The following is a 24,615-nucleotide window of genomic DNA, read 5'->3' as shown; positions in this document are numbered from 1 at the left end:
GGACAGCGATACTTTTATGAACATTAATATTGATCGTGTACAAATAAGCCACGTTTTAGAAGCGTACCTATGCGACACAGAAACCAGTAAAATTGTGCCGTTAGGTAACGGTTTGATCAATTCAACGTATTTGGTATCGAATCCCGACAAAAAGTTTGTATTACAGCGTATTAATCATCATGTGTTCACTGAACCAAACCAAGTCATTAACAATGCCGATTTGATCAACGAACATTTACATGCCAAGCAAAAGCTAGGTGAGTACCATCTCGAACCAATCTGGCAAATCAAGAATCATCAAGGTGATTCAATGGTGCAGTATCGCGACAATAGTTGGCGCGCTATCCAATTTATTCCCAACTGTTTTACCGTAGAAAAAGTAGAATCTGTACAACAAGCTCACGAAGTCGCAAACGCGTTTGGTGCATTTACTTGCGCCCTCAGTGATTTTCCTGCTGAGCAACTTAATGAAATTATCACTGATTTTCACCACTTAGCCTTTAGGCTATCTCAACTTAGCCAAGCACAAGCTAATGACCCTAAGGGTCGTCTCGCAAACTGCCAGCATTTAGTCACCGCTTGTTTATCAGAAACCGCGTTTATTAATGAGGTGGCTGATATCGTGGAGAAGTTACCGATTCAAGTCACTCATAACGATACTAAGATTAATAATTTGCTGTTTGCCAAGGCCACCAATAAACCTATCGCAGTTATCGATTTAGACACCTGTATGCCAGGTTTTGTTATGCATGATTTCGGCGACATGGTGAGAACCTGCTGCTCAAACTTACCAGAAGATGGCAAAAATATTGACGAGCTATCTATTTCAATAGAAATTTTCCAAGGGTTAGCACAAGGCTATATTGAGAGCTTTCAAGGCAAGTTAACTAAACTTGAACAACAAAGCTTAGTGATTGGCGCTCAGCTATTACCTTTTATGATCGGCATACGCTTTTTAACTGACTATTTAGATGGCGATAATTACTTTCATACTCAGTACGACGAACACAACTTATCACGCGCGCTAAATCAAATCACTATGTATCAACGCTTAAAAGGCCAACGTGAAACATTACACGATATCGTAATGAGTGCTCATAGGTAAACCTGCTTCATTACATAAAGTGTTTAATCTCCCCTACTTACTTAACGTTACCAGATAACAACAAGCACTGGGTTGTTGTTCTGTAATTCTATTATGTGCAATCAATTATTTTCCCCGAAAGTCACACGACATAAGTGTTCAAAACAGAACACGTCAATATTTTTTTAATATAATTATTTGATTTAACGATAAAAATTTGACATCTAACGGTGACAATCCTTTATTGATTAATAATTATTGTATAAAGATAATCTTTCGCTAATATCACTAAGTAATTGTTTATTATTAAATCAATTATCAAATACTTCCCTTTCAATGTTAGGCTAAATAAAAAACAGTAATTCTTGTAACTATAACTAGCCTTATGCTATTAAAGTATCAGTGTAAACAGGGAAAGAATTACATAACGAATTGTCAGAACTACTATAATTGGGGTAAGCAGAATGAAGTTACGCTTTAAAGTAAGTGCGCTGGTTGCGCTCATTTTAGTCTCGTTTTTAATGTTAATGGTAGTAGGCTTAACGGCACTACGCATAGCAAGCAATGATGATAACCGCGCGCGTGTTGAGCAATTATTTAAGTCTACCTACAATATAATTGTTGAAATGGAAAAATATGTTGCTGATGGCAAAATGTCAGAGCAAGATGCCAAGAAACTGGCAACTCAACTACTCAGAGAAAACAAATATCATAAATCTGAATACGTTTACGTCGCTGACGAAAACCTAAATTTTATCGCGACCCCTTTAGATCCTGAGTTACATGGCACTAGCTTTCACGAATTTAAAGATGGTAAAGGACAAAGTGTAGGTAATATTCTTCAAAATGCTGTCAATAAAAAACCTAATGGCATTGCCACTTATGAATGGACTCAAAAACAACCCGATGGCTCCATAGAAGACAAGTTATCTATCGCTCAACAAACGCCTGTGTGGGGTTGGTATGTTGGTACCGGGATTGGCTTTGCCGAGGTTGAAGCACGTTTTTGGTCTAACGCAAGCTGGCAGGTGTTTATCTGTTTAGCGTTAACTGGTGGCTTGGGTGTTTTATTATTCTTTTTTACCCGTAAATTACTTGATGATCTTGGCGGCGAGCCATCAGCTGTGTTAAAAATTGTCCAAAAGGTAGCAGCCGGCGACTTAACGGGAAATAACTCTAGTTCAAATACGAGAGAAGATTCAATTCTTGGCTCGATATTACGTTTACGCGAATCATTAGCGACTATTTTAGGTAGCATTGAAGAATCTATTCAAAAATTACGACAAGAAACGGAAGACGCCAATCGTCGTAGTGCAGAAATTGATCATACCTTTGAGTCACAGCGTAGCGAAATTGATATGGTTGCCACTGCCATGACAGAAATGTCATCATCTTCTCAAACCGTTGCTGACAGCGCTAATGCTGCGGCGCAATCAACAGCAGAAGCTGATCAACAAGGAGTAAAAGCTCACGGAATTGTTGATTCAGCTGTTCAATCAATTACAACCCTTGCCAGCCAAATTGAAGAAGCAAGCGTCGTTATTACAGAACTTGGTAATGATGTCACGAACATTGTCTCAGTACTCGATGTTATTCGTGGTATTGCAGATCAAACAAACTTATTAGCGCTAAACGCTGCCATTGAAGCTGCTCGTGCTGGTGAACAAGGTAGGGGTTTTGCCGTGGTTGCCGATGAAGTACGTAACTTAGCGAAACGCACGCAAGATAGCACTGAAGAAATTCAAAATATGATAGTACGTTTGCAAACGGGTTCTAACCGCGGTGTTGAAACGATGGAAACAAGCAAAATATCAAGCGAGGGAACAGTAGAGCAAACTCAAGAAGCAGCGACAGCGCTCAACCAAATTGCGCAAGCACTGAGCTCTATAACTGATATGAATAATCACATTGCCACAGCATCTGATGAACAAAATAAAGTTGGTGACGACATTTCACGACGTATTAATATGATCGCTGAAAGTTCGCATGATGCAGCAGAACTTGCCCATAAAGGCAAAGATGCCACTTCTGCATTAATTCAATTAACCGACCAATTAGAATCACTAATGACACATTTCAAAACAGTAAAATAACCTTTTAGTTCATGTGCGGTGTTATCTAATGCCGCGCACCTTGCCAAAAAAATTCATACTTGCCAAATAACGCAACGACATTATGAAGCACTATGAAAGCTTCATTTTACAAGTGTATTGTTTTATTTTGCGATGTTTTTCTTTTGTTCTGATAGCTTTTTAGAGTATTTGTTTCGTTAGCTGTAATAATTTTTGTACAAATTTCATTTTGCACAGCTACCAATAGGTAAAACTTTTATGTTATTTTTTTGTTAACTTGCAAACGTTCTGCTAGTCTTATTTTGTCTTAATTGACCTTTAAGACTGAGAGCGTAACAAAATATTGTTAATAAAAGGTTAATTTTAGTGCAGTTGCAGGGGTGTTGGTGCGCTTATTTAATTTTCTACGTTGTTACGCTTTCACTCAAGCAAGTTTGGCTCTCCCCCAGGCTTGCTTGAGCTTTCTTCACTGTATTTAAATCACACGTTTTTCAATACATTTAATAACGACGCGTTGTCCGTTATAATTTGTGTTAACTCAATAAGATTAAAAGACACTCATTCTCAATAAAGCTATGTCGAATAAGCAATTTGCATTATCTCACTTCTTCCCATATCAACTAACCCGTTTACAAGCGTTAGTTAGTCAATCTATTGCTCAAGTATATCAAGGCGAATTTGACCTTTCTCGGCAACAATGGCGAGTATTAGCTATTTTAGCAACGCATGCCCCTATCAATGCTAAATCAATTGGTACACTTGCCGATTTAGAAAAAATGCCTACCAGCAGGGCTATTAAAGGCTTATTAGCACAGCAACTTATTATTCGCGTAGATTCTCAAACAGACAAACGTGCGCAATTGTTATCATTATCTGCGCAAGGTGATTTATTATTTAAACAATTAGTCCCCTTGGTGAATCAACAGGAAGAAGCGCTTTTATCAGTTCTGTCAGCACAAGAAAAGCAATGTTTAGCGACTGCATTTGAAAAACTAGCCAAACAAAGTGAAAAAATATTGCTCGCAAATGAAGTGTTAATCAAAGAAAAAGCGATAAAATAAAAATTTATTACGGCGAGAGGGCGGGCTAATTTAGTACTGCCAAGATGTTCTTCAATAACACTTCTGCTTTTACGGGTTTAGCGACATGCATATTCATACCAGCTGCGATACTGTTATTTTTGTCTTCCTGTCTAGCGTGTGCGGTCATCGCAATTATCGGTAAATGGGTAAATTTTGAGTTTTCACGAATAATTTTAGTTGCGGTGAGACCATCCATTACAGGCATTTGTATGTCCATTAACACAATATCGACAGCGCTTTTATCTAATTGTGATAAAGCAACTTCACCATTTTCAGCAACAATAACACTTGCACCCATTGATAATAATAATTCTTTTGCCACCAATTGATTTACCAAATTATCTTCCACCAACAATACTGTTACACCTGATAATTTTTTCTGCTTAACTTGTTGTTTGTTATTTATTTTTTGTTTGTTTATGGGAGTCAAAGGCTTATTTTGTTGAACACTTTTCAACGCTAAATGAAGCTGGCATAGCGTATACCGATATAATGGCGCATCACATATTACATAAGGAATTTGCGCTTGATCTAACAATTGATAAGCATTATTTGTTGGTAATGTGTTGTCTTGTTGGTAAACCGCTAGCACAAAACCACCCGCCGTTTTTGCTGTTGCATGATAAAAATATTCAACAATCTTTTTGCAGTTTTCAGTGGTGATCACATCGAGTCTGACAAACAAAAAACAGGTATCATCTTCTGTTACTTGATGTTGTTCAAAATCAGACAATTGTTGATAACGATAATGCAGAGATGACAATAACTGTACAAATGAATCAGGCAATGTAACACCAAATGATTCAATGGTAACAGGCGTATATATCGTTTGCTGTTGCGCATTATTTGATTGGTTAAAAGGTAAAATAAAACTAAACTCACTACCCTGCATTGGCGCGCTTTTAATTTTTATTTCACCATCAAGTAAATTGACAATTCTTTGACAAATTGACAAGCCCAAGCCAGAGCCACCATATTTACGCGTCATTGACTCATCCGCTTGAATAAACGCATCAAAGAGTGTTTTTTGTTTATCTAAAGCAATTCCTATCCCGGTATCTTTAACACTAAATTTAACTAAGGTTTTATTACTACTGTTGGCAATAACGCCAACATTTATATTTATTGAGCCTTGCTCCGTAAACTTCACCGCATTATTGAGTAAGTTACTTAACACTTGCACCAATCGCATATCATCAGTAAAAACCATCTCGGGTACATCAGGTTCAATCACCACCTGTAGCGTTAATTTTTTTCGTACAATTAAATTTTTATTAAGATTAATGGCGCGATGCACAATATGATCAACACTGCAAAAATCTTTAACTATGTTCATATTACCTGATTCAATTTTTGCTAAATCGAGTAATTCGTCAACAAGGTGTAATAAGGTATCTGAAGCATCTTGAGCGTTGGCAATTTGTTGTGTTTGTTGCAACGTAAGTTGTGTATTTGTTAGCAAAGCATGCATGCCCTGAATAGCATTAATCGGGGTGCGGATTTCATGACTCATATTCGCTAAAAACTGACTTTTAGCTTTATTGGCTAATTCAGCTTGTTCTTTCGCATTTTCTAAAGCGGCATTGACTGCGTACTGTTCAGTTACATCACGAATAATAATAATCGTACCAAGCACTTGATTGTCTTGATCATAAAAGTTTGATGAGAATAATTCATACGTATTACTCACGGTTTCAATGACACGAAAAATGCCATGCATACTTTCAGTCGTTTTTCCTCCAGTTTCACAGGCTAGCAATGCTTTTCCGAGTTCGTTATTAATTAACTTTCCTGCCTGTTGACCTATTATTTGCATTTCTGAAGAGCTAACAAAGCGCTCAAAGGCTAAATTACAGCCGATAACTTGACCGCTAGAATCATTGAAAATCAAATAATCAGGAATCGCATTCATGACGGAACGTAAAATGGCATAGTCTCGTTGGTGTTGTTGGCTTTTTTCTAATAGTGCTTGTGTTTTTTCGTGCACACGCATATCAAGCACGTTATTTTGATCTTTAAGTTGCTGCAATAGGCTTCTATTTTGACTAAAAATATCGCCAACAATATTGAACCAATGCTGCCAACCAGAAGGGGGCGTTATTTTTCCATGGTCACCTTGTGCACTAAACGCAATATGACTGATAAATGCCTGTGTCGGTTTAATAAACGTTTTACGCGTGACAAAATAAACAACACTCAATAAGGCTGTTTGACCAATAAAAAGCAACAAAAACGACCAAATAAAACGGTTAACTACTGGTTGAGAAAAGTGCTTATAAGGTTGATACCTTAATAATACCCAATCGGTTGATGGTAAAAGAAATTGTTGCACTAACCAGCCATTGTGCTGGAACGATGCGGGCTCATTTTGCAATGTTTCGTATGTTAAATCTTTTAGAGTGTCAGGCATGAAGCTTTGCCATTTACTCACTTGATTAATCGCTAAATTGTTCGCCGTTTTGTGCAGCAACACTTGGTCATGCTGATTAAATAAAATATATCTGTGATTATCGTCATCATTCATTATTATCGCGTTGTGTAACCTTGCAAGATCAATATTGATCACCACCGCCCCGACAAAAGTTTCTTTATCAAAAACCCCTGCACCAACTGAACTGTATAAACTGGTGGCAGAAGATCCCAAATAGGGCGCTGACCACCGATAGCTATTAGAAAAATAGGCGGTGTTACTTAACTGTTTAATTTGGTCGTTGTCGAGTAGAGACGCTGAATACTGCCAGTTTTCACGGCTTATCCATGGATAAATGCTAACAAATTGATTTTTCGATACATAATAAAACCAGTTTGCAGCATGGTTAGTGCTTTGTGCATTAACAAATGCCGGCGTTAAGGTATAAGCCATTGCTAATTCATGTTTTAATTCATCGTTGAATTCTGTGACTTGTCCAATACCGGTAATATTAACGCTAAGTTGCTGCCGTTGTTCAATAATATCGCGTTTAGTTTGGGCTAAATAAAAACGTTCGCCTTCTTGCTCAAGTAGAGGTGTTGCCAAAGGAAAATGATCAGGTTTACTTAATGCATAGTTTGCAAAACGTTGGATAGAACTAATAGAATTAATTGCTTGTTTTAGCGTTTCATTTAACGTGTAGCTTTGGTTTTCTAATGCTCCATACTCATTTAGCTCGTGTGACTCAAGTTCATGATAATATCGATAACCAGCCATAGATACCGCAACCAGCAAGATCGCGAAAAAAATCCCTATAATTGAGAGTTTATAGCGTGTAACAACTTGATTATTGCCCTGCTTTTTAAGGTTCATGGATATAACTGATGTAAAGAGTCATCTTAACGCGATAATAAACATTAATGATAAAAAAATCATGTGTTGAATGTTATCAAAAATCTAATTCTCTTTTGTTTGAAGAAAATACAGTATCAAATAATCAATCAGTCGTAACACTGAATTTATGTTACAACTAAATGATTACAGGCGTTTAAACGTAAAAAGGCCGATAAATCGGCCTTTTTGAAGCGTTATTTATTACCACCATGCAGCGTATAACGCGATTAAAATAATCACAACACCAACCGTTGCCACATTAAAACCTTTATCAGTTGCAAAATTAATTTCTTTTAGTCTAACACTAGAATTGGATGCTTTACTGTCAGTAAATAATGATACCAATACACATAATGCTAAGCACATTAAGAACACTAAGCCAACACGATCCATAAAGGGTAATTCTGGCCACGTAAATTTAAGTATCAACGAAAATACAGCAGAGCCAATTGCAGCGGCTAAAGCGCCTGATGAACTCGCTTTAGACCAAAACATGCCCATCACAAAAATCACCACTATTCCAGGGGTAAAAAAGCCAGTAAACTCTTGAATGTATTGGAATGCTTGATCAAACTTACCTAACAATGGTTCTGCAACAACCAAAGCAATTGCCAATGAAGCCAATGCGGCAACTCGACCTACTTGCACATAGTGATGTTGCGATTTCGCAGGCTTCATCTTGGCATATATATCCATGGTAAAAATAGTAGAAATACTGTTTGTCATTGAAGCAAGCGATGACACTATCGCTGCCACAAGTGCTGCGAACACTAAACCTTTTATACCTACTGGCATTAAGGCCATCATCGAAGGATATGCTTGATCAGGCGTAGTTAAATCAGGATATAAAATCACTGCTGCTATACCCGGTAACACGACGATAATCGGCATTAATAGTTTAAGATATGCGGCAAAAGCGATACCTTTTTGCGCTTCTTTTACATCTTTCGCTGCAAGCGCGCGTTGAATAATGTATTGGTTAAAACCCCAGTAACTAAAGTTCATAACCCACATACCGCCAATTAATACAGAGATACCAGGTAAGCTCATGTAGTGTTCATTATCACTACTTAAAATCATATCGAAATGACTCGGTACTTTTTCGGTTAATACACCAAAACCAGCAAGTACCCCTTCACCACCAGAAACAGCATCAAGTGCAAGATAACTCAAGAATAATCCACCAAATACAAGCAAGACAACTTGTAAAATATCTGTGTACGCAACCGCTTTTAAACCACCATATAATGAGTAAGCAATTGAAAAAACAGCAAGAAAGATCATACCGTATATCCAATCAACACCCGCTACAGTTTCTATCGCTAAACCACCAAGCCAAAGAACGGCGGTTAAGTTGACAAAGATATAAACCGCCAACCAAAACAATGCCATGGTCGTTTTAACACGATTATCAAAACGTTGTTCTAGATATTGCGGCATTGTATAGATGCCATTTTTCAAAAAGATAGGCAGCATATACTTACCCACTAAGATAAGCGTAATAGCAGCCATCCATTCGTATGACGCAATTGCTAAGCCCAGTGCATAACCGGAGCCAGACATACCAATAATTTGCTCTGCTGATATATTAGATGCGATTAACGATGCACCAATTGCCCACCAAGGTAGCGCTTTACTTGCAAGAAAGTAATCTTCGGTGTTTTTACCACCTTGTTTATCTTCTCGTGAAACCCATAACGCTAAGACTAAAAGCCCTAACACATAGGCGATGAATACACCGGCATCCAACATCTCTAATTTCATCATTTCTCCCCTAAATCTTACTATTCTTATGTGCGTTAATTATTTTTTATTGTTAATGGTAAGCATGTACAAATGTGCAGCACTCCAACTAAAGTTAGTTGCCCCTTGCATATCACCGGTCATTGGATTGTAATTCTCTCTGATCGGCTCTGCTAATATTAAACCTTGTGCATTATTAAAAAGCTTATTTGTAAGCGCTTTCTTTTGTTGATAATAACCATATTTTTCTAAGGCTGCTATGCCAAAATAAAACTGATCTAACCAAACACGCCCACGCCAGTAAATATTTTCATCATATGCAGGGTTTGTAAGCGCCGCAGTAGGTAATGGTATTAACGAATTAAACTGGGTTTTCGCCATCATGTTTTTAACTACTTGCGCTGCTTGTTTTTTATCGGCAACCTCAGCCCAAAGCGGACTCCAACCCTCAGGCCCCATACCTCGAGCAGTGAGTAATGTACCTTGACATTGTAACGGTGCTAACGATTCAGACGATATTTGCAGATCATAATAGAACCCTGTTTTCTCATCAAAAAAGCATTGATTTATTAATGCTGTTAATCTGTTTACGTCTTTTAATAAATCTTTTTTAAGGGTGTCTTTGTTAAGTAAAGAGGCCATGTCAGCTAAAATTTTCTTTTCTTTGACCAAGTAAGCGTTCAGTTCAACTGACTCTTGATCGATAGAAAAGCCAAGTAGCTGCCCTTTATTATCGCGATTTTCAAAGAACCTTACTTGCCAATCTTGTTTCGCTTTAGCCAGATCTCCTTGGTAGTGTTTGTTCGCATAAGCAGCTAACTGTGCTTGATTGATAAAACCAAAACGTGCGGCATTATCCATCCCAGATTCCCAACCAGCGCCGTGTTGAGCACCAATATCTAGTTGTTCATAATCACCTTCTGCTAGCACTTGTTCATAGAGAGCTAAGCCATGGCAAGACAACCAGCCATTTTCTGCAGGCTGGCATTGGTGTTGATATTTATCGTTGTTTTTATCTGAAACTTTAAGCGTAAAGCCAATATTTCCTTGCGCATCATTATGAAAACGGTGTTTGGTTGCGCCATATTCTATTAACCCATTGTTGTTATGATCGCGATTTCGATACCACCAGTCATGGTAAGCCATTAATGGCTCAAACATTTCTTGCACAAAGCTTATATCTTGCGTTGCTTTATACACTTCCCAAACAGCCCAAGCCGCTAATGCAGGCTTAGTATTTCGTTCATTCCAATTACCACCATCACCATTGCGAACACTATCTTTGTTATAAAAGACAGCATCAATCACCATACCGTGATCTTGTGGGCGAACAGCATCGTTTGGTTTGACTTGGTAATCGAACATTGCTCGAATATTATCTTTCGCCACCTCAGGTGCAAAATAAGCCATGGCAACGGCATGTTTCCAACTGTCCCAAGCCCACACACCATTGAACCATCTAGCCGTAACAGAAGGCGTTACACCATCATGTTTTAGTTCACCAGCCGCACTTCGCCAGTTACCAATCAGCGTTTCAATCGACTTTGCAGCGACGTGCTGTTGTTCAGTGCTTTCAATCGCTTCAACACTGGCTAAATATTGTTGCCAACGTTTAGCGGTAGCAGACAAATATTGTTCAGGGTTCTTTAATACTTTTGTCGTTAATGCTTCACCATGTTCCACTTCTTGTTCGTTATGATAATAACTATGGGTTGCATAAATCGTCTGGCTTTCGTTTGGTAATAGCGTTAATGAAGCCTGGCTGATATAAGACAATTGCTGCTGATTTAAGCTTGTTTTACTTTCTATTGAACGCTTTATTACATAACGAGAAGTGCCTGAAAACATCATATTCCATGTACTACGTAAACGGTCAAACTCAACGGAAACGCCTTGTGCTGATTTCGATAATGTACGTTGCCAATTAGGGTATTGTTTTGACACAGGTATTTCTGGCGTCCATTGAGATAATAATTCGCCCGACCATGCTAGTGAATATGCTTGAGTATCCTTGCTGTTATTTATTATTGTCGTGTTGACCAATGCCGTTCGATTCGAGACAAATTGCAATGTAAAGGTTACATTAATGTCTTCACCACGATAATGCTGAGTAAGCTTTCCAGGTTGTGATGACTTGCTAACAGTGAACGTTGACCAGTCTACCTTCTCACCACTTTTTTGCTTAATTAGAGTTAGTTTATCTAACTGTTTAGCAATGAAAACACCATACTCTTCAGCGATTATCATTGGTCCGGTAAAGCCGCCTAACTCATGTTTACTTTCAGGTAGCAAAAAGCCATGCCAACTACCTGCATCAAAAAGCGGATTGTATTTTTGGTTGCCATATTGGTCAAAATTTTGATATGAAACTGGTGTACCTGCACGGTTGATCAAATTTTTAAACGGCTTTTCTTCCACCGATGCTTGAACAGTACTGAGCACACAAAAGGAGATACACCCTATTAACCATTTTTTTATCATAACACCCTCTTTAATATGAATATCAAGTGTTTATGCGAATAACGAGCATAATGGTTGTCAATCATTTTAGCTAACACTTTAAAATATCCCATTTATACTATATATTTTATATTCTTCACATTTTCAGGGGAAAGTAAATGATTAAATCAATTGTTGTGTTAGGTGGTGGTAGTGCAGGCTGGTTAACCGCATGCTTAATTGCGGCTAAACACGTTAACAAAAATTCCCCTTTTTCCGTGACATTAATAGAGTCTCCTAATATTCCAACGATTGGTGTAGGCGAAGGCACATGGCCAACCATGGTGAACACGTTACAACAACTTGGTATAAGTGAGTTAACCTTTATGCAACGTTGCGATGCTTCTTTTAAACAAGCGTCGAAATTTGTCAATTGGGTGAACAATAAAGAGGGTGATGAGTATTATCACCCGTTTACACCACCACAGTCATTTGATCAAATTAGCTTAGCCAGTACTTGGCAACAACACTACGCAGATAAACCATTTGCCGAAACCGTATGTTTACAAGCATTACTTTGTCAGCAAAAGCGGGCCCCTAAACAGTTAAAGCTTGGCGACTTTAAAACCATAGAAAACTATGGTTATCATTTAAATGCCGGTAAATTCTCACAGCTTTTAACAGAACATGGCACTGAAAAACTGGGCATTAAACATATTCTTGATGATGTCATCGCGGTAAATAGTAAATCAAACGGTGATATTGCATCGTTAACAACCAAAGAACACGGAGATATTAACGGAGATTTGTTCATAGACTGTTCAGGCCAAGCGGCAGCTTTAATCGGCAAACATTATCAAGTCCCCTTTATCAGTAAAAAAGATATTTTGTTTATTGATAAAGCCATTGCGGTACAAGTGCCCTACCCATGTGAAAATTCGCCTGTGGAATCTGCCACCCTTTCTACCGCACAAACCGCTGGATGGATATGGGATATAGGCTTACCCACAAGACGAGGCGTTGGCCATGTATTTAGTACTAAATACACATCTATCGAAGCAGCGACTACACAACTTAAATCGTATTTAGCTCAATCAGTGGATAACGTTGAGCAACTCACCTTTAGAACACTTGATATCAATCCTGGGCATCGAGAAACCTTTTGGCATAAAAACTGTGTTGCAGTTGGCATGTCTTCCGGCTTTCTAGAGCCTTTAGAGGCATCTGCTCTAGTCATGGTAGAACTGGCAGCGAAAACCATTGCTTTACAAATGCCAGCGAGTCGTGAAGCAATGGATGTTATCGCCCGCCAGTACAATAAAAACATGCATTTTCGCTGGCAACGTATTATCGACTTTTTAAAGTTACATTATGTGCTGAGTAAAAGAGATGACAGTGATTTTTGGTGTGATAACCGCGATCCAGCAACAATTCCTGATTCATTAAAAGAATTACTGACTTTATGGCAGTTTCAACCACCAGAAAATAATGGTTTTTTAAGCCCTTATGATCTTTTCCCTGCGGCAAGCTATCAGTATATTCTTTATGGTATGGGCTTTAACACTCAAGCCAACTGCTTAGGCAACGAATCAGAATTGGCAAAACAATCGAACGAAGCGATTGATAAAGTAAAATCTAGACAGCATAAAATGCCTTCGTTATTACCAACAAACCGAGAAATACTCACCGAAATTCGCCAACAGAACCGCGAAATTCTCATCGATATAAATCAAGACAATAAACAAAACAATCAACCATGGCAATTCTTATCAAGTGATAACTTATCCAAGGTTAGCCAGCAATATCCAATATTTTTTAAGAAAATAGCATCCGGTTATACACCTATTTATTTAACCCACTTAACTGATCATGGAAGCATTCATCAAACTAACCAACATAGTAAAAAGTTTCGCAATGAAGAAAATAGTTCGCATACGCTATTTCCATTCAACGATGATGCATTATTAGAACCCGTTAAACTCGATATTACGTTAAATGATGACACCGAGATAAAGATGTCTGGATTATATGTTCTTCAACAAAACAAATGGCAGCAAATTAAGTCATCTTCACAGTATTCTTCTACATTAACCAAACAACTCGACTTAATGATGTCATCTTTACAACATGTACCAGCGTTGATTGCCATTGAAAACAAAATAAGAGGTGTATAAGCGCAACGTGGTTAGCGATGCGCTCAAAATAAAACCAGCGTTATTGCTGGTTTTATTATGATTAAGTTTTTAAGTGCGTAATTTAAGCACTATAAATGATCATTTAAAAAGCTAACGTATTTTTTGGATGCTTCTATACGATTGACTTTTTTACTGAAGCCATGACCTTCGTCATCAAACACTAAATAGTCGACAAAAGTACCGCCATTTCTAATTGATTCAACCATTTCATCGCTTTCAATTTTCAACACTCTAGGATCATTTTTTCCTTGTACCACTAATACTGGCTTTTTAACTTTATGGCCAAAGAAAACAGGTGAAATACTGTGAAGTCGCTCTTTATCTGTACTTGGATCGCCCAACTCATCATAAAGTGATTTTCTAAAGGCTTCCCAATAAGGCGGAATACTCTCTAACGTTCTAACCCAATTTGTAACACCAAAAATATTGATCCCCACTTCAAATTCATCAGCAAATGCCATTGCTGCCATGGTTAAATACCCACCATAGCTTCCACCAATCACACCTATTCGGTCATTGTCGACCCAATCTAAAGACTGTAGGTAATATTTGTTATACACCACGTCTTTTAAGTCATGATCACCGTGTTTTTTATCATCTAAGTGAAAAAATGTTTTGCCATAACCACTTGAACCACGATTGTTAATTTTAAAGATGGCATAACCATTGTTGACTAAGTGTTGTATTGTTGCCGAATACCCTTTACGACTTTGCCCACCTGGACCACCATGAATCCAAATTAATGCCGGTACTTTCTGCGTTTCTGCCTGTATGGGTTTATATAAAATCCCTGGAATTTCTAAACCATCGAAACTCTTAAACCTAACAACCTCGCCAGAGACTAAGTTGTCTTCAACTATGTTGGGGTTTCCGGTATTCGTTAAACGTTTTACGTTATCGGAACCCAGTTGATGAACATATAAATTTGACGGTGAGGTATCTGAGTTAATATAAAATACTAACGTGTTTGCATCATTTGAGAAGTTAACACCACGTAAATCACCGCTTGGCAGTTTAGGTAGGGTCAATGGTTTCATGGTTGATAAGTCTAAAATTTCTATTTTTGTTTGCGCGTCTGCATTAACGCCTACAACTTGATAGCGACCATCTTTAGAATAGTAAGTAAAGCTAACGTCCCAATTCGCCTTATAATTCACTTCCTTTGTTTTTGTATTTAGATCATAGGCCCATGCTTGTCGATATTCACCAAATTCGTCAGTGGAATAAATAAGCTTTTGACTATCTCGCGTGAACGTATAGGCACTATGTTCAACCTCTCCTTCATGCTCAGTAATTAATTGAGCCACTTTATTTTCTTCTTTAAGATCAACTAAGTATAAATTAGAGTCAGCGTTGGTGATTGTTTTACTTAATGCAATATATTGACCATTAGGACTTATACTTTCTACTGAGTAGCCAGCGTTATTTTGATACACAAGCTCCCTTGAATAATCACTCACTTGATAACGGTAGACATCAAAAAATTTTGGATCTCTTTCATTTGTGGCAACATAAAACTGTTTATCGTCTTCATGCCAACCAACAAAGCTTGCTTTTAAGTTATCGCCTGGGGTTAAATCTTTTTCATCGCCTGATAGTTCTCTTACATATAAATGATTTAATTCATCACCACCTTTATCAGCGGTATAAAGTATTCTGTCATCTTTTGGGAACCAGCTAACCACATAAATTGATTCAACAGTGGAATGCGTTAACGGTGTTACAGGCGAACCATCAAGCGGTACTTTATACGCGTTAAAGATACCGGTTGCATCATTACTTACTAGTATTGCCGTAGCATCTGCATTAATGGATGACCCAAAAACAGATGTCGTTTTATGAAACTCTTCAGCACTATATGTTTGAAAGCTTGATTCTTCTTGAGCAGTAGGTTGCTCAGAAACCTCTTCAATTTGCTTTGAACAAGCCGATAGGTAAAAGCCAGTAAAAATAATAGTGGCTAGTAATGGAAATTTTCTCATTAGTAAACTCCATGTTTATTATTGTTCTGATTTAACAACGTATAAGTTGTTTGTTTTTTATCCATATTCAGTATACAGAATTAGAACATAAAGCATATAGTTTGCTGTTATTGTCATTTAAAATTGTGTTAAAGATTCATTTCAAATAGAAATAACCAAACGAGAATCGCCCCGTTTGGTTAATTGATATCATTTACTTTAGTTTACTTGCTGATTAAAGCTAGCTCAGCATCAGCGTTAAGCACCACCCACCAGCGATTACCAAAAGCTGAATCAAAACCGACCAATGGGTAATCACTACAGCCATCAACTTGAGTAGGTAATGTTGTTAAAAACGTATCATCCCAAGCAGCATTCACAATACACTCATCTGGCGCAATCGGCTGCCAACTCGCTTTCTTTATCGCTAATTGAACGGTCGCTGAATCAATGTTTTCATTCGCACTGTATTGCACTACGTATTTGTCTGATACAGCATCACTGATATCCCAAGATTTAGTCGCGGTTTCAGGTAAGATGACAGCTGGTTTGCCAGCTCCTTGTTCAATATCACCTAAATCAGGGCCAGATAAAGAAAACGCGAGACCAACATCTGCTTCAATATCTTTTTCAACACCATAATCATCTTGATACATACCTGTTTGGTTTTGTGTACCACTGACAATCAAAATGTCTGAAGCAGTATTGTCGTTAGCGGGTGTCCAACTTAAGGTAACATGCTCTTTTAAATCAAAAGTCGTTTCAGGAATGATCAACTCTTCATTTTCATTGTCTGGAACGACTCGATAAGCAGCATTTAAATTAGGCGACCAACGTTCGTGAACTTGAAATAGCCATTGATACGCTAATCGAACGAGATCATTCATTGACTCTGCACGACTGATACCTGGTGTATAACTCATATCTCTTTCACGCGTATCAGTACGGTTAAAGGTATCATTACTTCCGCCGACTAAGCGGGCATACGAGCCATCATTCGCGTAACAATCATTGGTTATATATTCCGGTTGAAATACCATTGCTGGGCGTGTGTTAGGATGAATAGCATTCGGATAGACTAATGTTTCACAACGATTATTGGTTCGAGCGAATTTATCCATTAATTGCCATTGTGCATTAAATGCATATTCAGGCGCGTTTGAATGTGCTTGGTGATTCGCAAAATACGACTCGTATTCAACTCGATCATTGTTAAACGTTAAGATGGATGAATTAACATCGTAACCGGGATCTTCTGAGTGGTCAGTTTGGTTCTTTTGCGAAACAACTGCCTGCACGAGATCGCGCTCTCCGTAACGGTACTCATACCCTTTGTATGATGCGTTGCCGACCATAATTTGAGTATAAGCGTCCATGCGATAATTTCCACCCAGTGGCGTAGAGCTTGACGGATAAGTAGTAAGTACTGACTTAGCGGTAATTAATGAGCGCTGATATTGATGCTCATGACCTTGCACATAAATCACATCATACGCTGAGAAAAACTTACGTATTTCTGGCTGCACATCATACAACCAATTATCATCTTTAGTACCGTCTACAATTTGCTCACGAGTTTGGCCATACTTAGCGCCAATTAAACCATCATGACTGGCTACAACAATGTGGTCAAAGTTCCCTTCGTTAGCTTCTACGGTTTCTTTTATCCAATCAAAAGCGAGAGGTAAATTGTAGTACGCAAGACCAAAAATCAGCACGTTTTCACGAATAACGGAATAGTTTACCCATTCATAAGCTGGCATATGAACGGCATCTTCTGGGATAAAATTTTTCATATTTTCAATCCAGTTATATGTGTAAGCATAACTGGTTTCGTGGTTTCCCATCACCGGTAAAAATTCGATGCCTTGTTCCGCATAGGTATCTGCCACTGAGCGCCACTCTGCAAATTCAACATCGGTACCATTGTCGGTTAAGTCTCCAACAGCAATGATCAGATCAACATCGTGATTTTTTTGATGCTTAACCACTTCTGCCATCGGGTGCAAAGCAACATGTGCCTGACCTTCTGCATCAGTTCCCCCTTGTGTATCTGGTAACAATCCAATTTTAAACGATTGATAAACAACAGGTTCTGGCTCTTGAGGTTCTTGAGGTTGTTCGGGTGTAATAGGCACCTCAACAACAACTTCTTTTTCAACTATTTTAACGTCTTCACCGCAAGCCGATAAAACAATAATCAATGATAAACATAGCGCACTTTTTTTATAATTATTCACATTACTTCCTTCAAATTTCACATTAAAAACAACGTGTAGAGTAGAAGCATTGATTGACAATTACATGACGAGTTTATGAAGGATTCACGACAAAGAACGGAGTAGATAACAATACCGATGCTGTACGATTAATTTTATAGAAAAAGCGTAACAAGCAATAAAACCAGTAAACGTCCGTCAAAGGAAGTCGTAGACATGACATATTGCTGTCATAGGCATTTGTATGGGTTATTTTACTCTTTCTTTTGAAGTTGAATTTCTTTCAAAAGTAAGCCGCATGTTATTGCATAAATTGGAATAAGTGCAGCAAATGTATAAGCGTATGAAAATTCACTACCTCCGAAAGCGATAATGCATCCAACAATAGGCATACTAAACCCTATAAAATAATATCCGGTACTTTTATATAGCCAACCATAAGGAATAAAATGAGATCCAAAAAGCACCGAAAAAACAAAAGGAAACCAATTAGGAATGAGTTGAAAAACCATGATAAGAACCGGCCAATATAGGAATTGAGCGAACGCTAAAATAGCTCCTAAATCAGTTAACGGTGGTAATTTAGCAAATGGATTAACATCGAATATCTTTGAGATGAAAAAGGCTAAAGGAAAAGTACTGCCCGTTGCAATAATACTCCAAATTAAAGCTTGTCTCTGTGGAAGCACATTAATGAATAGCGTAAGAATGGAAATAACAAGCAAGCCTGCCAGAGGAAATCCAATTCCTTTTTTAGTAAAACGTATTAATTTATCTCTATTATCCATAATTTATCCTAAAATTGACAGATAGCCCTAACGCTTAAATTACAGGCTAATTATTCTTAACTAAAATGTGTAGCGAAACGGCTTCTAACCTACTGTTTGTTCCTTTTAAGTGCTTGTTTTCTGAAAATTACTCTATTTCTTTTATCATGTGAACAACTTCAGGTTTAAACCCAATATTTTGATAGAAAAGATCTGCTCTTTTATTATTTGCGAAGACCTCTAAATGCAACAGCCTGCATCCTAAGTGTTTAGCCCACTTTTCACCATGCTCAATTAATAATTTACCTAAACCCAAACCTTGAGATTTAGGTGATACTGCAAGAAGCGGTATGGTTCCACAAGTTTCACCTGAAATTCCATCTTCACATGTGCGTACATGAATAAAACCCAATGAAATATTATTGACCTCAGCGATAAAGGTAATATTTGGTTTTGGAGTTTCTTCAAGCATTTTAGAAATGTAATCATCTTGCATTTTTTGAATAGCTTCATCACTATGCCAATCTAACTGAGCGACTTCAGCTAAGTAAGGTGAAAGCTCAAAAATAAATGGGTGATCACTTTTCTGCGCTTCCCTTATTACAACTAAATTTTCCATACGCCCCTTTGAATAATATTCATAAATCCAATTGTATATTACGTCCCATTCAGGGGTTGATAATAGCTTGCTAAAACAGTGTCGCTAAGTGTTTTTCGTGTCTTAATTTATTGCCTTGCTATATTTTATATACCATAATCACATATATATTGGTACTTATGGATTTCATTATGGCTAAGAATACGAGCGTAACATTAGGCGAGCATTTTGATCAATTTATAAATCAGCAACTTAACTCTGGTCGTTATGGCTCTGCAAGTGAAGTGGTTCGTGCTGGTTTAAGAGCACTGGAAGATCAGGAAACAAAAATACTTAATTTACGTAATATGCTTGTTGAAGGTGAAGACAGTGGTATTACTAATTATTCATATGATTCTTTGATCTCAGAGTTGGACAAAGATAACCAATAATGTCGAAACTTGAATTATCAGGTAAAGCAAAAAGCGATTTAATTAAAATAGCTAAATATACTCAATTAACTTGGGGAACGGCGCAAAGAAATGATTATTTAAAACTGTTAGATCATACTTTCCATCAATTAGCAGATGAAACGATGTTAGGGTTTAATTGCGATTATATAAGAGAAGGTTATCGAAAACAGCCTCAAGGTAGTCATGTAATTTATTATAAAGAGCACAAAAAAAACCAAATTCTGATTGTAAGACTATTACACAAAAGTATGGATGTTAACCGCGCTCTCTGAAAAATATAACGCGTACATAAGTTGAAAATTATAGTTGGCTAAAATGTTTGAGGAACGAAAAACAGCCAATAGTAAATTTTGTTTAATGTTCTTGTTATACGTATTATCACACACGTACCAGACTGAGGTTTTCACTCGATGATGGAGCTTCAAAATACTGAGTCACATGATGAAATACGGCCTCTGTGTCAAACATAGCTCTTTCAGGTTGTTCAACTCGGCGTTTAGCAATTTGGAATAAACATTGCTCATCTGTTAAGTCTAAATACCATAGCTCATGCTTACTATCTACTTCAACGCACAGTGAAACGAACCAAGCTCTTTGCTTAATAGTATTAGCTGGAAAATCCATGACCACGTTAACCCCAACATTCAACAAACTTTGAACATGGCTTTTAACGAAAGGCTTAATGAGATTTGAGTACTTAATGTAATCGTCAAATGTTTGAATTTGAGAAGGATAATGAGCTGACAACCAATCGTCTTCTGAAATTAGGATTGCATTGTTTTCAGCAGCCACAACCATAGATTTAGTCGATTTTCCTGCTCCCATCTTGCCACAGAAGAAGAACAGCTTACCCTGATTTTCCATGTTTCCTCCATTTACGCATATCACCCAATTAATGGGCTGATAATAGCTTGCTAAAATACGCAGCGAAGCGGAACCGAGCTAGCTGTTAGCAGTCTCGTTACTGTAATGGCTTGTTATGTACGTACCACAACTGTTTTACCTATATAATCATGAATAGCTCTTCGTTTATCATTAAATAGCATGGTAACAAATTCGGATATAATCCAAACAATAGCTAGGATACCAAAACCAATAACTGCATATGACAGCCCGACAGAAATAGTGCCTGTGACTTCTAATATTGTTGCAACTGTTAAAATAATTAGCACCCAAATAATATTTAACGCCAAATTAACCGACTCTCTTCGCAGTGCTTGTTTAACATTAATATCGGTTTCAGTATCATGATTTAGCACCTTAACTTCCATAAACATTTTACCAAGCGTTTGACCAAAATAACCGTGCATAAAAATAGCGTATATTGCGAATTGAACACCATTTAAAGCTTGAAGAAACCTATTCTGAGTATTGTATTCAATTCCAAATATTAAACATTCAATGTATAAAAGCAGCGCAAATAAAATCCCGTCAATTGTTGCAGCCCAAAAACGAGGCCAGAATGTAGAATATTTATCAATTTTAACTTCCTGTTGCGCCTCAACCTTTCCTTCAGGTACGTGGTTTGAGTCGTTTAAGAGTTTGATGACCGTTGCATATCGTTCAGGGTAGGCTTCTCTATCTATGTGCCTTTCAGCATCCAGTAACTCGTCATAAGAATATTCAGAAAAGTCTGGTTCATAGTCCATTATTTGATGATTCCTTTAGTACATCACGAGCTTGTAGAATAACTCGTTTTTATATTATTTATTAATCAAAATACTCTAACTGGATTATTTTCTTTTAACAATCAATAAACTTTACGTTTTTGGCGATTTTATTTTTACATCGTTAATTCAGTAAAATTATTAATTAGCGCCTGATGATTCGGCGTTATAGCGGCTTATATGATGAGATGTTGGCCACTTAATCCCTAATACAGATGGTTTCTTAACTTTTCAATATTATGAATAAGGCAATACAGTTGCCATTGTCATTTTGATACCAATGTTCGAAGCCAGATAAATCAAGGTGATTATCAACAATATGCGCAAGCGCATATTCAAAGGTTCCAGGGATTATTTGTTGTGAGAAGTCGATGGGAATGAACTTACTTTGACAGGATAAATCTGCTTTATAATTGGCCATGATAATTTGCTATCGGTGAATAATATCTATTAGATTACAACGAGGAATTTGCTTCAAGCTTAAAAAACAAACAATTGAGAATATATAAAAAAAGACGTGAAAACATCTTTTTGGGAGAAATTCTACAGCCTCAACGCCCATTCAGGGGCTGATAATAGCTTGCTAAAATGTGCAGCGAAGCGGAACCTAACCAACTGTTTTTGTACCGTTTGAAGTGTTTGTTAGCTTTATCTTGACTCCACAGGAAAAATACAAAATCCCAGAGTGTTATCTGCTTTTTTAATTTTTAGGTTTAATAAGCTAGACTTCGCAACCCTAGTACTAGATTGAATATCTACACCAACCCATGGACTAAGAAAAATATTGGCAGTAGAACCATTTATAAAAGTATCATTTGAGGTTGTAACATCGCTAGTTTCGTTATCATATGCTGATATTACAAGATCGCCATTCTTCTTAGAAACGTAGTGTGCTTGCTCATTAACGTAGTTTTGGACGACAAGTGCATAATCTAGTTTCTCTCCTCTATCAATATTTAGCTCACTTCTAGAAATTTGTGTGACGAAGCTTAATGTCATTTCAGATAAATCTATGGCCGCATATTTATTTCTTAATTGGCGAAACTCAAAACCAGTAAGATCTAAACGTACGTCAGATGTTACGGTTAACTTTTGGTTTAAAAGCTCGTTATTTTGCCCTACAGCTGCATTAATATTTTTAATTACAACGCTATGCACCTCTGCAAGTATCCTTGTTAAGTTATTTCCGGTATCACCATTAACAATCGAATATAAAAGCAATGATTCATCATCAATACTGTCTTTACTTAACTCTATATTAAGATTCATGTTGTCGGGTTGCTCTTGCACTATCAGTTTTGCTTGAGCATTTGGAAAGTGAGTCTTACTCATTTGCCCGCCAACTATGTTTAAATAAAGTTGAAGGTTTCTACCGGGCGCTCCCCATTCCTCTTCTCGTAAATCTCTTACTACAAAAATATCAATGTTTTTAGACTTAGCGTATGTTTCCGCGCCTTGTTGATATCCTTTTGTCGTAAAAATAACACCTTTAGATGCATTTAAATCATCTATAGAAGCTGCAACAATATCTACAGTTGTTCTCTCGACTGCCTTCTTCCAAAACTTGCATTCGATGAGAGTTACATATGTATGAAAGCCAGTTCTTTGTGTTACTTTCACATCAATCTGGCGTGATGCTCCTGATTTTCCAATTTCGGTAACATCATGTTCAACGAGAAGATTTCCATCCGTAGAATATAAATCTTTTACGAATAACTCAAAATTTTTCCAATCGAACAGTTTATGTAAAAAACCACTAGTCATGTGAGATTCGATCCTTGATAAAGCTAACGCTTTGCTCACCGGAAATTTAGGAGCGCAGCGAGTAATTTTTCCGAGTGCAGCAACTTGTTATATTTCAATTGTAGTGCTCCATGAATGAATCAGAAAATTGACGCCAAAGTGGCATTAAATTTTCTAAGTCCAGTTTGTCATCCAATAAGTCAGCTTGATTCTTCCAATGACCTTTTAAGTGTTCAGGCTTCTTCGGTGTAGGGTAACGTCCATCCCAAATAACATATTCAGACAACACCTTTAATAATTTTTTTTCTTCTTTTGAGATAGGTAGGTTTGCTATATTAGCCAAAGCTACTAAGTCATGTGTAGACTTAAACTCTGTACCCGAACCAACACAATGAGCCTTAAAAAGAAGTTCAAAAGACATTCCCATTAGCATCTTGTAAGTCGCCCAACAATTGGTCTCCAGTTTTCTCTCGCTTTCCATTGCATTCCATAGCGTGCGTGCCGACACCAAAAGATCGTGTGATTTATTGTGCCAGTAAGCAGAGGTTTCTTGACGCTGTTCGAACTGCTTATTGTAAAGATCCATTTTTCAATTTCGCTTCAAAAGCTTGGTCCTAGCTTCGCTAAATTCCTCTTCAGAGATGTGACCATCTTCTTTGAGTTTTGCCCACTTTGTGAGCTCATCCGCCACAGAGTATTGCTTTAGTTTTTCACCTTTTATGATGTCTACATCAGAAGACTTAGAATTGATAATAGACGATTTATTTTTTGAAGAGAAAATTCCATTTGCTTCTACCCAACCTCTATGGGAGTTTAACGGCTTGAAAAAAAGAAAGCTTATTAAAATTATGTAGGTTAAGGCTATCCCTGTAAAAATTAATGAAACAATAAAATCATTTTGGTTTATCCATGTCCCCGAATATTCGGAATAGTGATCTGGATTTCCGTATGTGCTACCAAAATATATCGTAGCGATAATACATCCAAATAATAAGAGTGAAATATATGCTTTCGAGTTCTTTACAGCGGTTTCAATATGAGAGAAGTCTTCATTTTTTTTCAGCATAAATATACCAAAAATAATAAAGAGAGCCGGTATAGCTCCAACACCAAATACGACAGAAGGCGCTAACAACAATGAAAATATCAATATCTTACTTTGATCACTACTACTTAATGGCTGATTTGTCACCCAACTCTCCTTTTGAAATATAGACATAATGACTCCCCACGAGGCTAGCCTCCATCATCGTGGGTTAACTTAAAAAGACAGAGCCATAATTAGTTTG

Annotated in this window: 19 protein-coding genes; 6 read left to right on the top strand and 13 right to left on the bottom strand. The window is 37.3% G+C overall.

Annotated features, from left to right (window positions below):
• The first annotated feature begins 16 nt into the window (after positions 1–16).
• From Q4489_RS09010 to Q4489_RS09000, 3 genes are all read left to right on the top strand, one after another.
• The gene (locus Q4489_RS09010; RefSeq protein WP_303479271.1) at positions 17–1,105 is read left to right on the top strand and encodes a phosphotransferase enzyme family protein; all 1,089 of its coding nucleotides are present in this window, start codon (positions 17–19) and stop codon (positions 1,103–1,105) included.
• Positions 1,106–1,548: 443 nt separating this feature from the next.
• Positions 1,549–3,177 carry a methyl-accepting chemotaxis protein gene (locus Q4489_RS09005; protein WP_303479268.1) on the top strand — a complete coding sequence of 543 codons (1,629 nt, stop codon included), beginning with the start codon at positions 1,549–1,551 and terminating at the stop codon, positions 3,175–3,177.
• Positions 3,178–3,731: 554 nt separating this feature from the next.
• Positions 3,732–4,217 (top strand): MarR family winged helix-turn-helix transcriptional regulator, encoded by a 486-nt coding sequence (locus tag Q4489_RS09000; RefSeq protein ID WP_303479265.1) that lies wholly within the window; start codon positions 3,732–3,734, stop codon positions 4,215–4,217.
• A gap of 25 nt (positions 4,218–4,242) precedes the next feature.
• Here the strand turns inward: Q4489_RS09000 and Q4489_RS08995 are convergent, their stop codons facing one another.
• From Q4489_RS08995 to ygjK, 3 genes are all read right to left on the bottom strand, one after another.
• Positions 4,243–7,521: an ATP-binding protein gene (locus Q4489_RS08995; RefSeq protein ID WP_303479263.1), complete on the bottom strand. Its 3,279-nt coding sequence runs from the start codon at positions 7,519–7,521 to the stop codon at positions 4,243–4,245.
• A gap of 222 nt (positions 7,522–7,743) precedes the next feature.
• On the bottom strand, positions 7,744–9,306 hold the full coding sequence (locus Q4489_RS08990; protein ID WP_303479527.1) for a sodium/sugar symporter: 1,563 nt from the start codon (positions 9,304–9,306) through the stop codon (positions 7,744–7,746).
• 39 nt (positions 9,307–9,345) lie between these two features.
• A complete protein-coding gene (gene ygjK, locus Q4489_RS08985) occupies positions 9,346–11,766 on the bottom strand; it encodes an alpha-glucosidase (RefSeq protein ID WP_303479262.1) in 2,421 nt (806 codons plus the stop codon).
• Positions 11,767–11,903: 137 nt separating this feature from the next.
• On the opposite strand from ygjK, the gene Q4489_RS08980 reads away from it, so the two are divergent.
• Entirely contained in the window at positions 11,904–13,898 is a 1,995-nt protein-coding gene (locus Q4489_RS08980) for a tryptophan halogenase family protein (RefSeq protein WP_303479260.1), read from the top strand.
• An 89-nt stretch (positions 13,899–13,987) separates the two neighbouring features.
• Here Q4489_RS08980 and Q4489_RS08975 read toward each other — a convergent pair whose 3' ends face one another.
• The 4 genes from Q4489_RS08975 to Q4489_RS08960 form a co-directional block, all read right to left on the bottom strand.
• Entirely contained in the window at positions 13,988–15,901 is a 1,914-nt protein-coding gene (locus Q4489_RS08975; protein ID WP_303479258.1) for a S9 family peptidase, read from the bottom strand.
• 203 nt (positions 15,902–16,104) lie between these two features.
• Positions 16,105–18,120: a metallophosphoesterase gene (locus Q4489_RS08970; RefSeq protein ID WP_303479255.1), complete on the bottom strand. Its 2,016-nt coding sequence runs from the start codon at positions 18,118–18,120 to the stop codon at positions 16,105–16,107.
• A 233-nt stretch (positions 18,121–18,353) separates the two neighbouring features.
• Positions 18,354–18,887, bottom strand: coding sequence for a hypothetical protein (locus tag Q4489_RS08965; RefSeq protein ID WP_303479253.1), 534 nt, complete (start codon positions 18,885–18,887; stop codon positions 18,354–18,356).
• 127 nt (positions 18,888–19,014) lie between these two features.
• Positions 19,015–19,485 carry a GNAT family N-acetyltransferase gene (locus Q4489_RS08960; protein ID WP_303479251.1) on the bottom strand — a complete coding sequence of 157 codons (471 nt, stop codon included), beginning with the start codon at positions 19,483–19,485 and terminating at the stop codon, positions 19,015–19,017.
• Positions 19,486–19,655: 170 nt separating this feature from the next.
• Here Q4489_RS08960 and Q4489_RS08955 point away from each other — a divergent pair, with 170 nt between their 5' ends.
• Both Q4489_RS08955 and Q4489_RS08950 read left to right on the top strand, forming a co-directional pair.
• On the top strand, positions 19,656–19,895 hold the full coding sequence (locus Q4489_RS08955; RefSeq protein ID WP_303479249.1) for a type II toxin-antitoxin system ParD family antitoxin: 240 nt from the start codon (positions 19,656–19,658) through the stop codon (positions 19,893–19,895).
• On the top strand, positions 19,895–20,188 hold the full coding sequence (locus Q4489_RS08950; RefSeq protein ID WP_303479246.1) for a type II toxin-antitoxin system RelE/ParE family toxin: 294 nt from the start codon (positions 19,895–19,897) through the stop codon (positions 20,186–20,188). The genes Q4489_RS08955 and Q4489_RS08950 overlap by 1 nt, the downstream gene beginning before the upstream one ends.
• Before the next feature lie 106 nt (positions 20,189–20,294).
• Here Q4489_RS08950 and Q4489_RS08945 read toward each other — a convergent pair whose 3' ends face one another.
• The 6 genes from Q4489_RS08945 to Q4489_RS08920 all read right to left on the bottom strand — a co-directional run bounded on the left by Q4489_RS08945 (position 20,295) and on the right by Q4489_RS08920 (position 24,545).
• Positions 20,295–20,780 carry an ATP-binding protein gene (locus Q4489_RS08945; RefSeq protein WP_303479245.1) on the bottom strand — a complete coding sequence of 162 codons (486 nt, stop codon included), beginning with the start codon at positions 20,778–20,780 and terminating at the stop codon, positions 20,295–20,297.
• Between the two features lie 113 nt (positions 20,781–20,893).
• Positions 20,894–21,565: an RDD family protein gene (locus tag Q4489_RS08940; RefSeq protein WP_303479243.1), complete on the bottom strand. Its 672-nt coding sequence runs from the start codon at positions 21,563–21,565 to the stop codon at positions 20,894–20,896.
• A 241-nt stretch (positions 21,566–21,806) separates the two neighbouring features.
• A complete protein-coding gene (locus Q4489_RS08935) occupies positions 21,807–22,004 on the bottom strand; it encodes a hypothetical protein (protein ID WP_303479242.1) in 198 nt (65 codons plus the stop codon).
• 227 nt (positions 22,005–22,231) lie between these two features.
• Entirely contained in the window at positions 22,232–23,347 is a 1,116-nt protein-coding gene (locus Q4489_RS08930) for a restriction endonuclease (RefSeq protein ID WP_303479240.1), read from the bottom strand.
• A 94-nt stretch (positions 23,348–23,441) separates the two neighbouring features.
• Positions 23,442–23,912: a HEPN domain-containing protein gene (locus Q4489_RS08925; protein ID WP_303479237.1), complete on the bottom strand. Its 471-nt coding sequence runs from the start codon at positions 23,910–23,912 to the stop codon at positions 23,442–23,444.
• A 3-nt stretch (positions 23,913–23,915) separates the two neighbouring features.
• The gene (locus tag Q4489_RS08920) at positions 23,916–24,545 is read right to left on the bottom strand and encodes an SHOCT domain-containing protein (protein WP_303479234.1); all 630 of its coding nucleotides are present in this window, start codon (positions 24,543–24,545) and stop codon (positions 23,916–23,918) included.
• Positions 24,546–24,615: the final 70 nt, after the last annotated feature.

The organism is Thalassotalea sp. 1_MG-2023 (assembly GCF_030546745.1).
Taxonomy (GTDB): domain Bacteria; phylum Pseudomonadota; class Gammaproteobacteria; order Enterobacterales; family Alteromonadaceae; genus Thalassotalea_C.
This window is presented reverse-complemented; position numbering and strand designations above follow the sequence as displayed.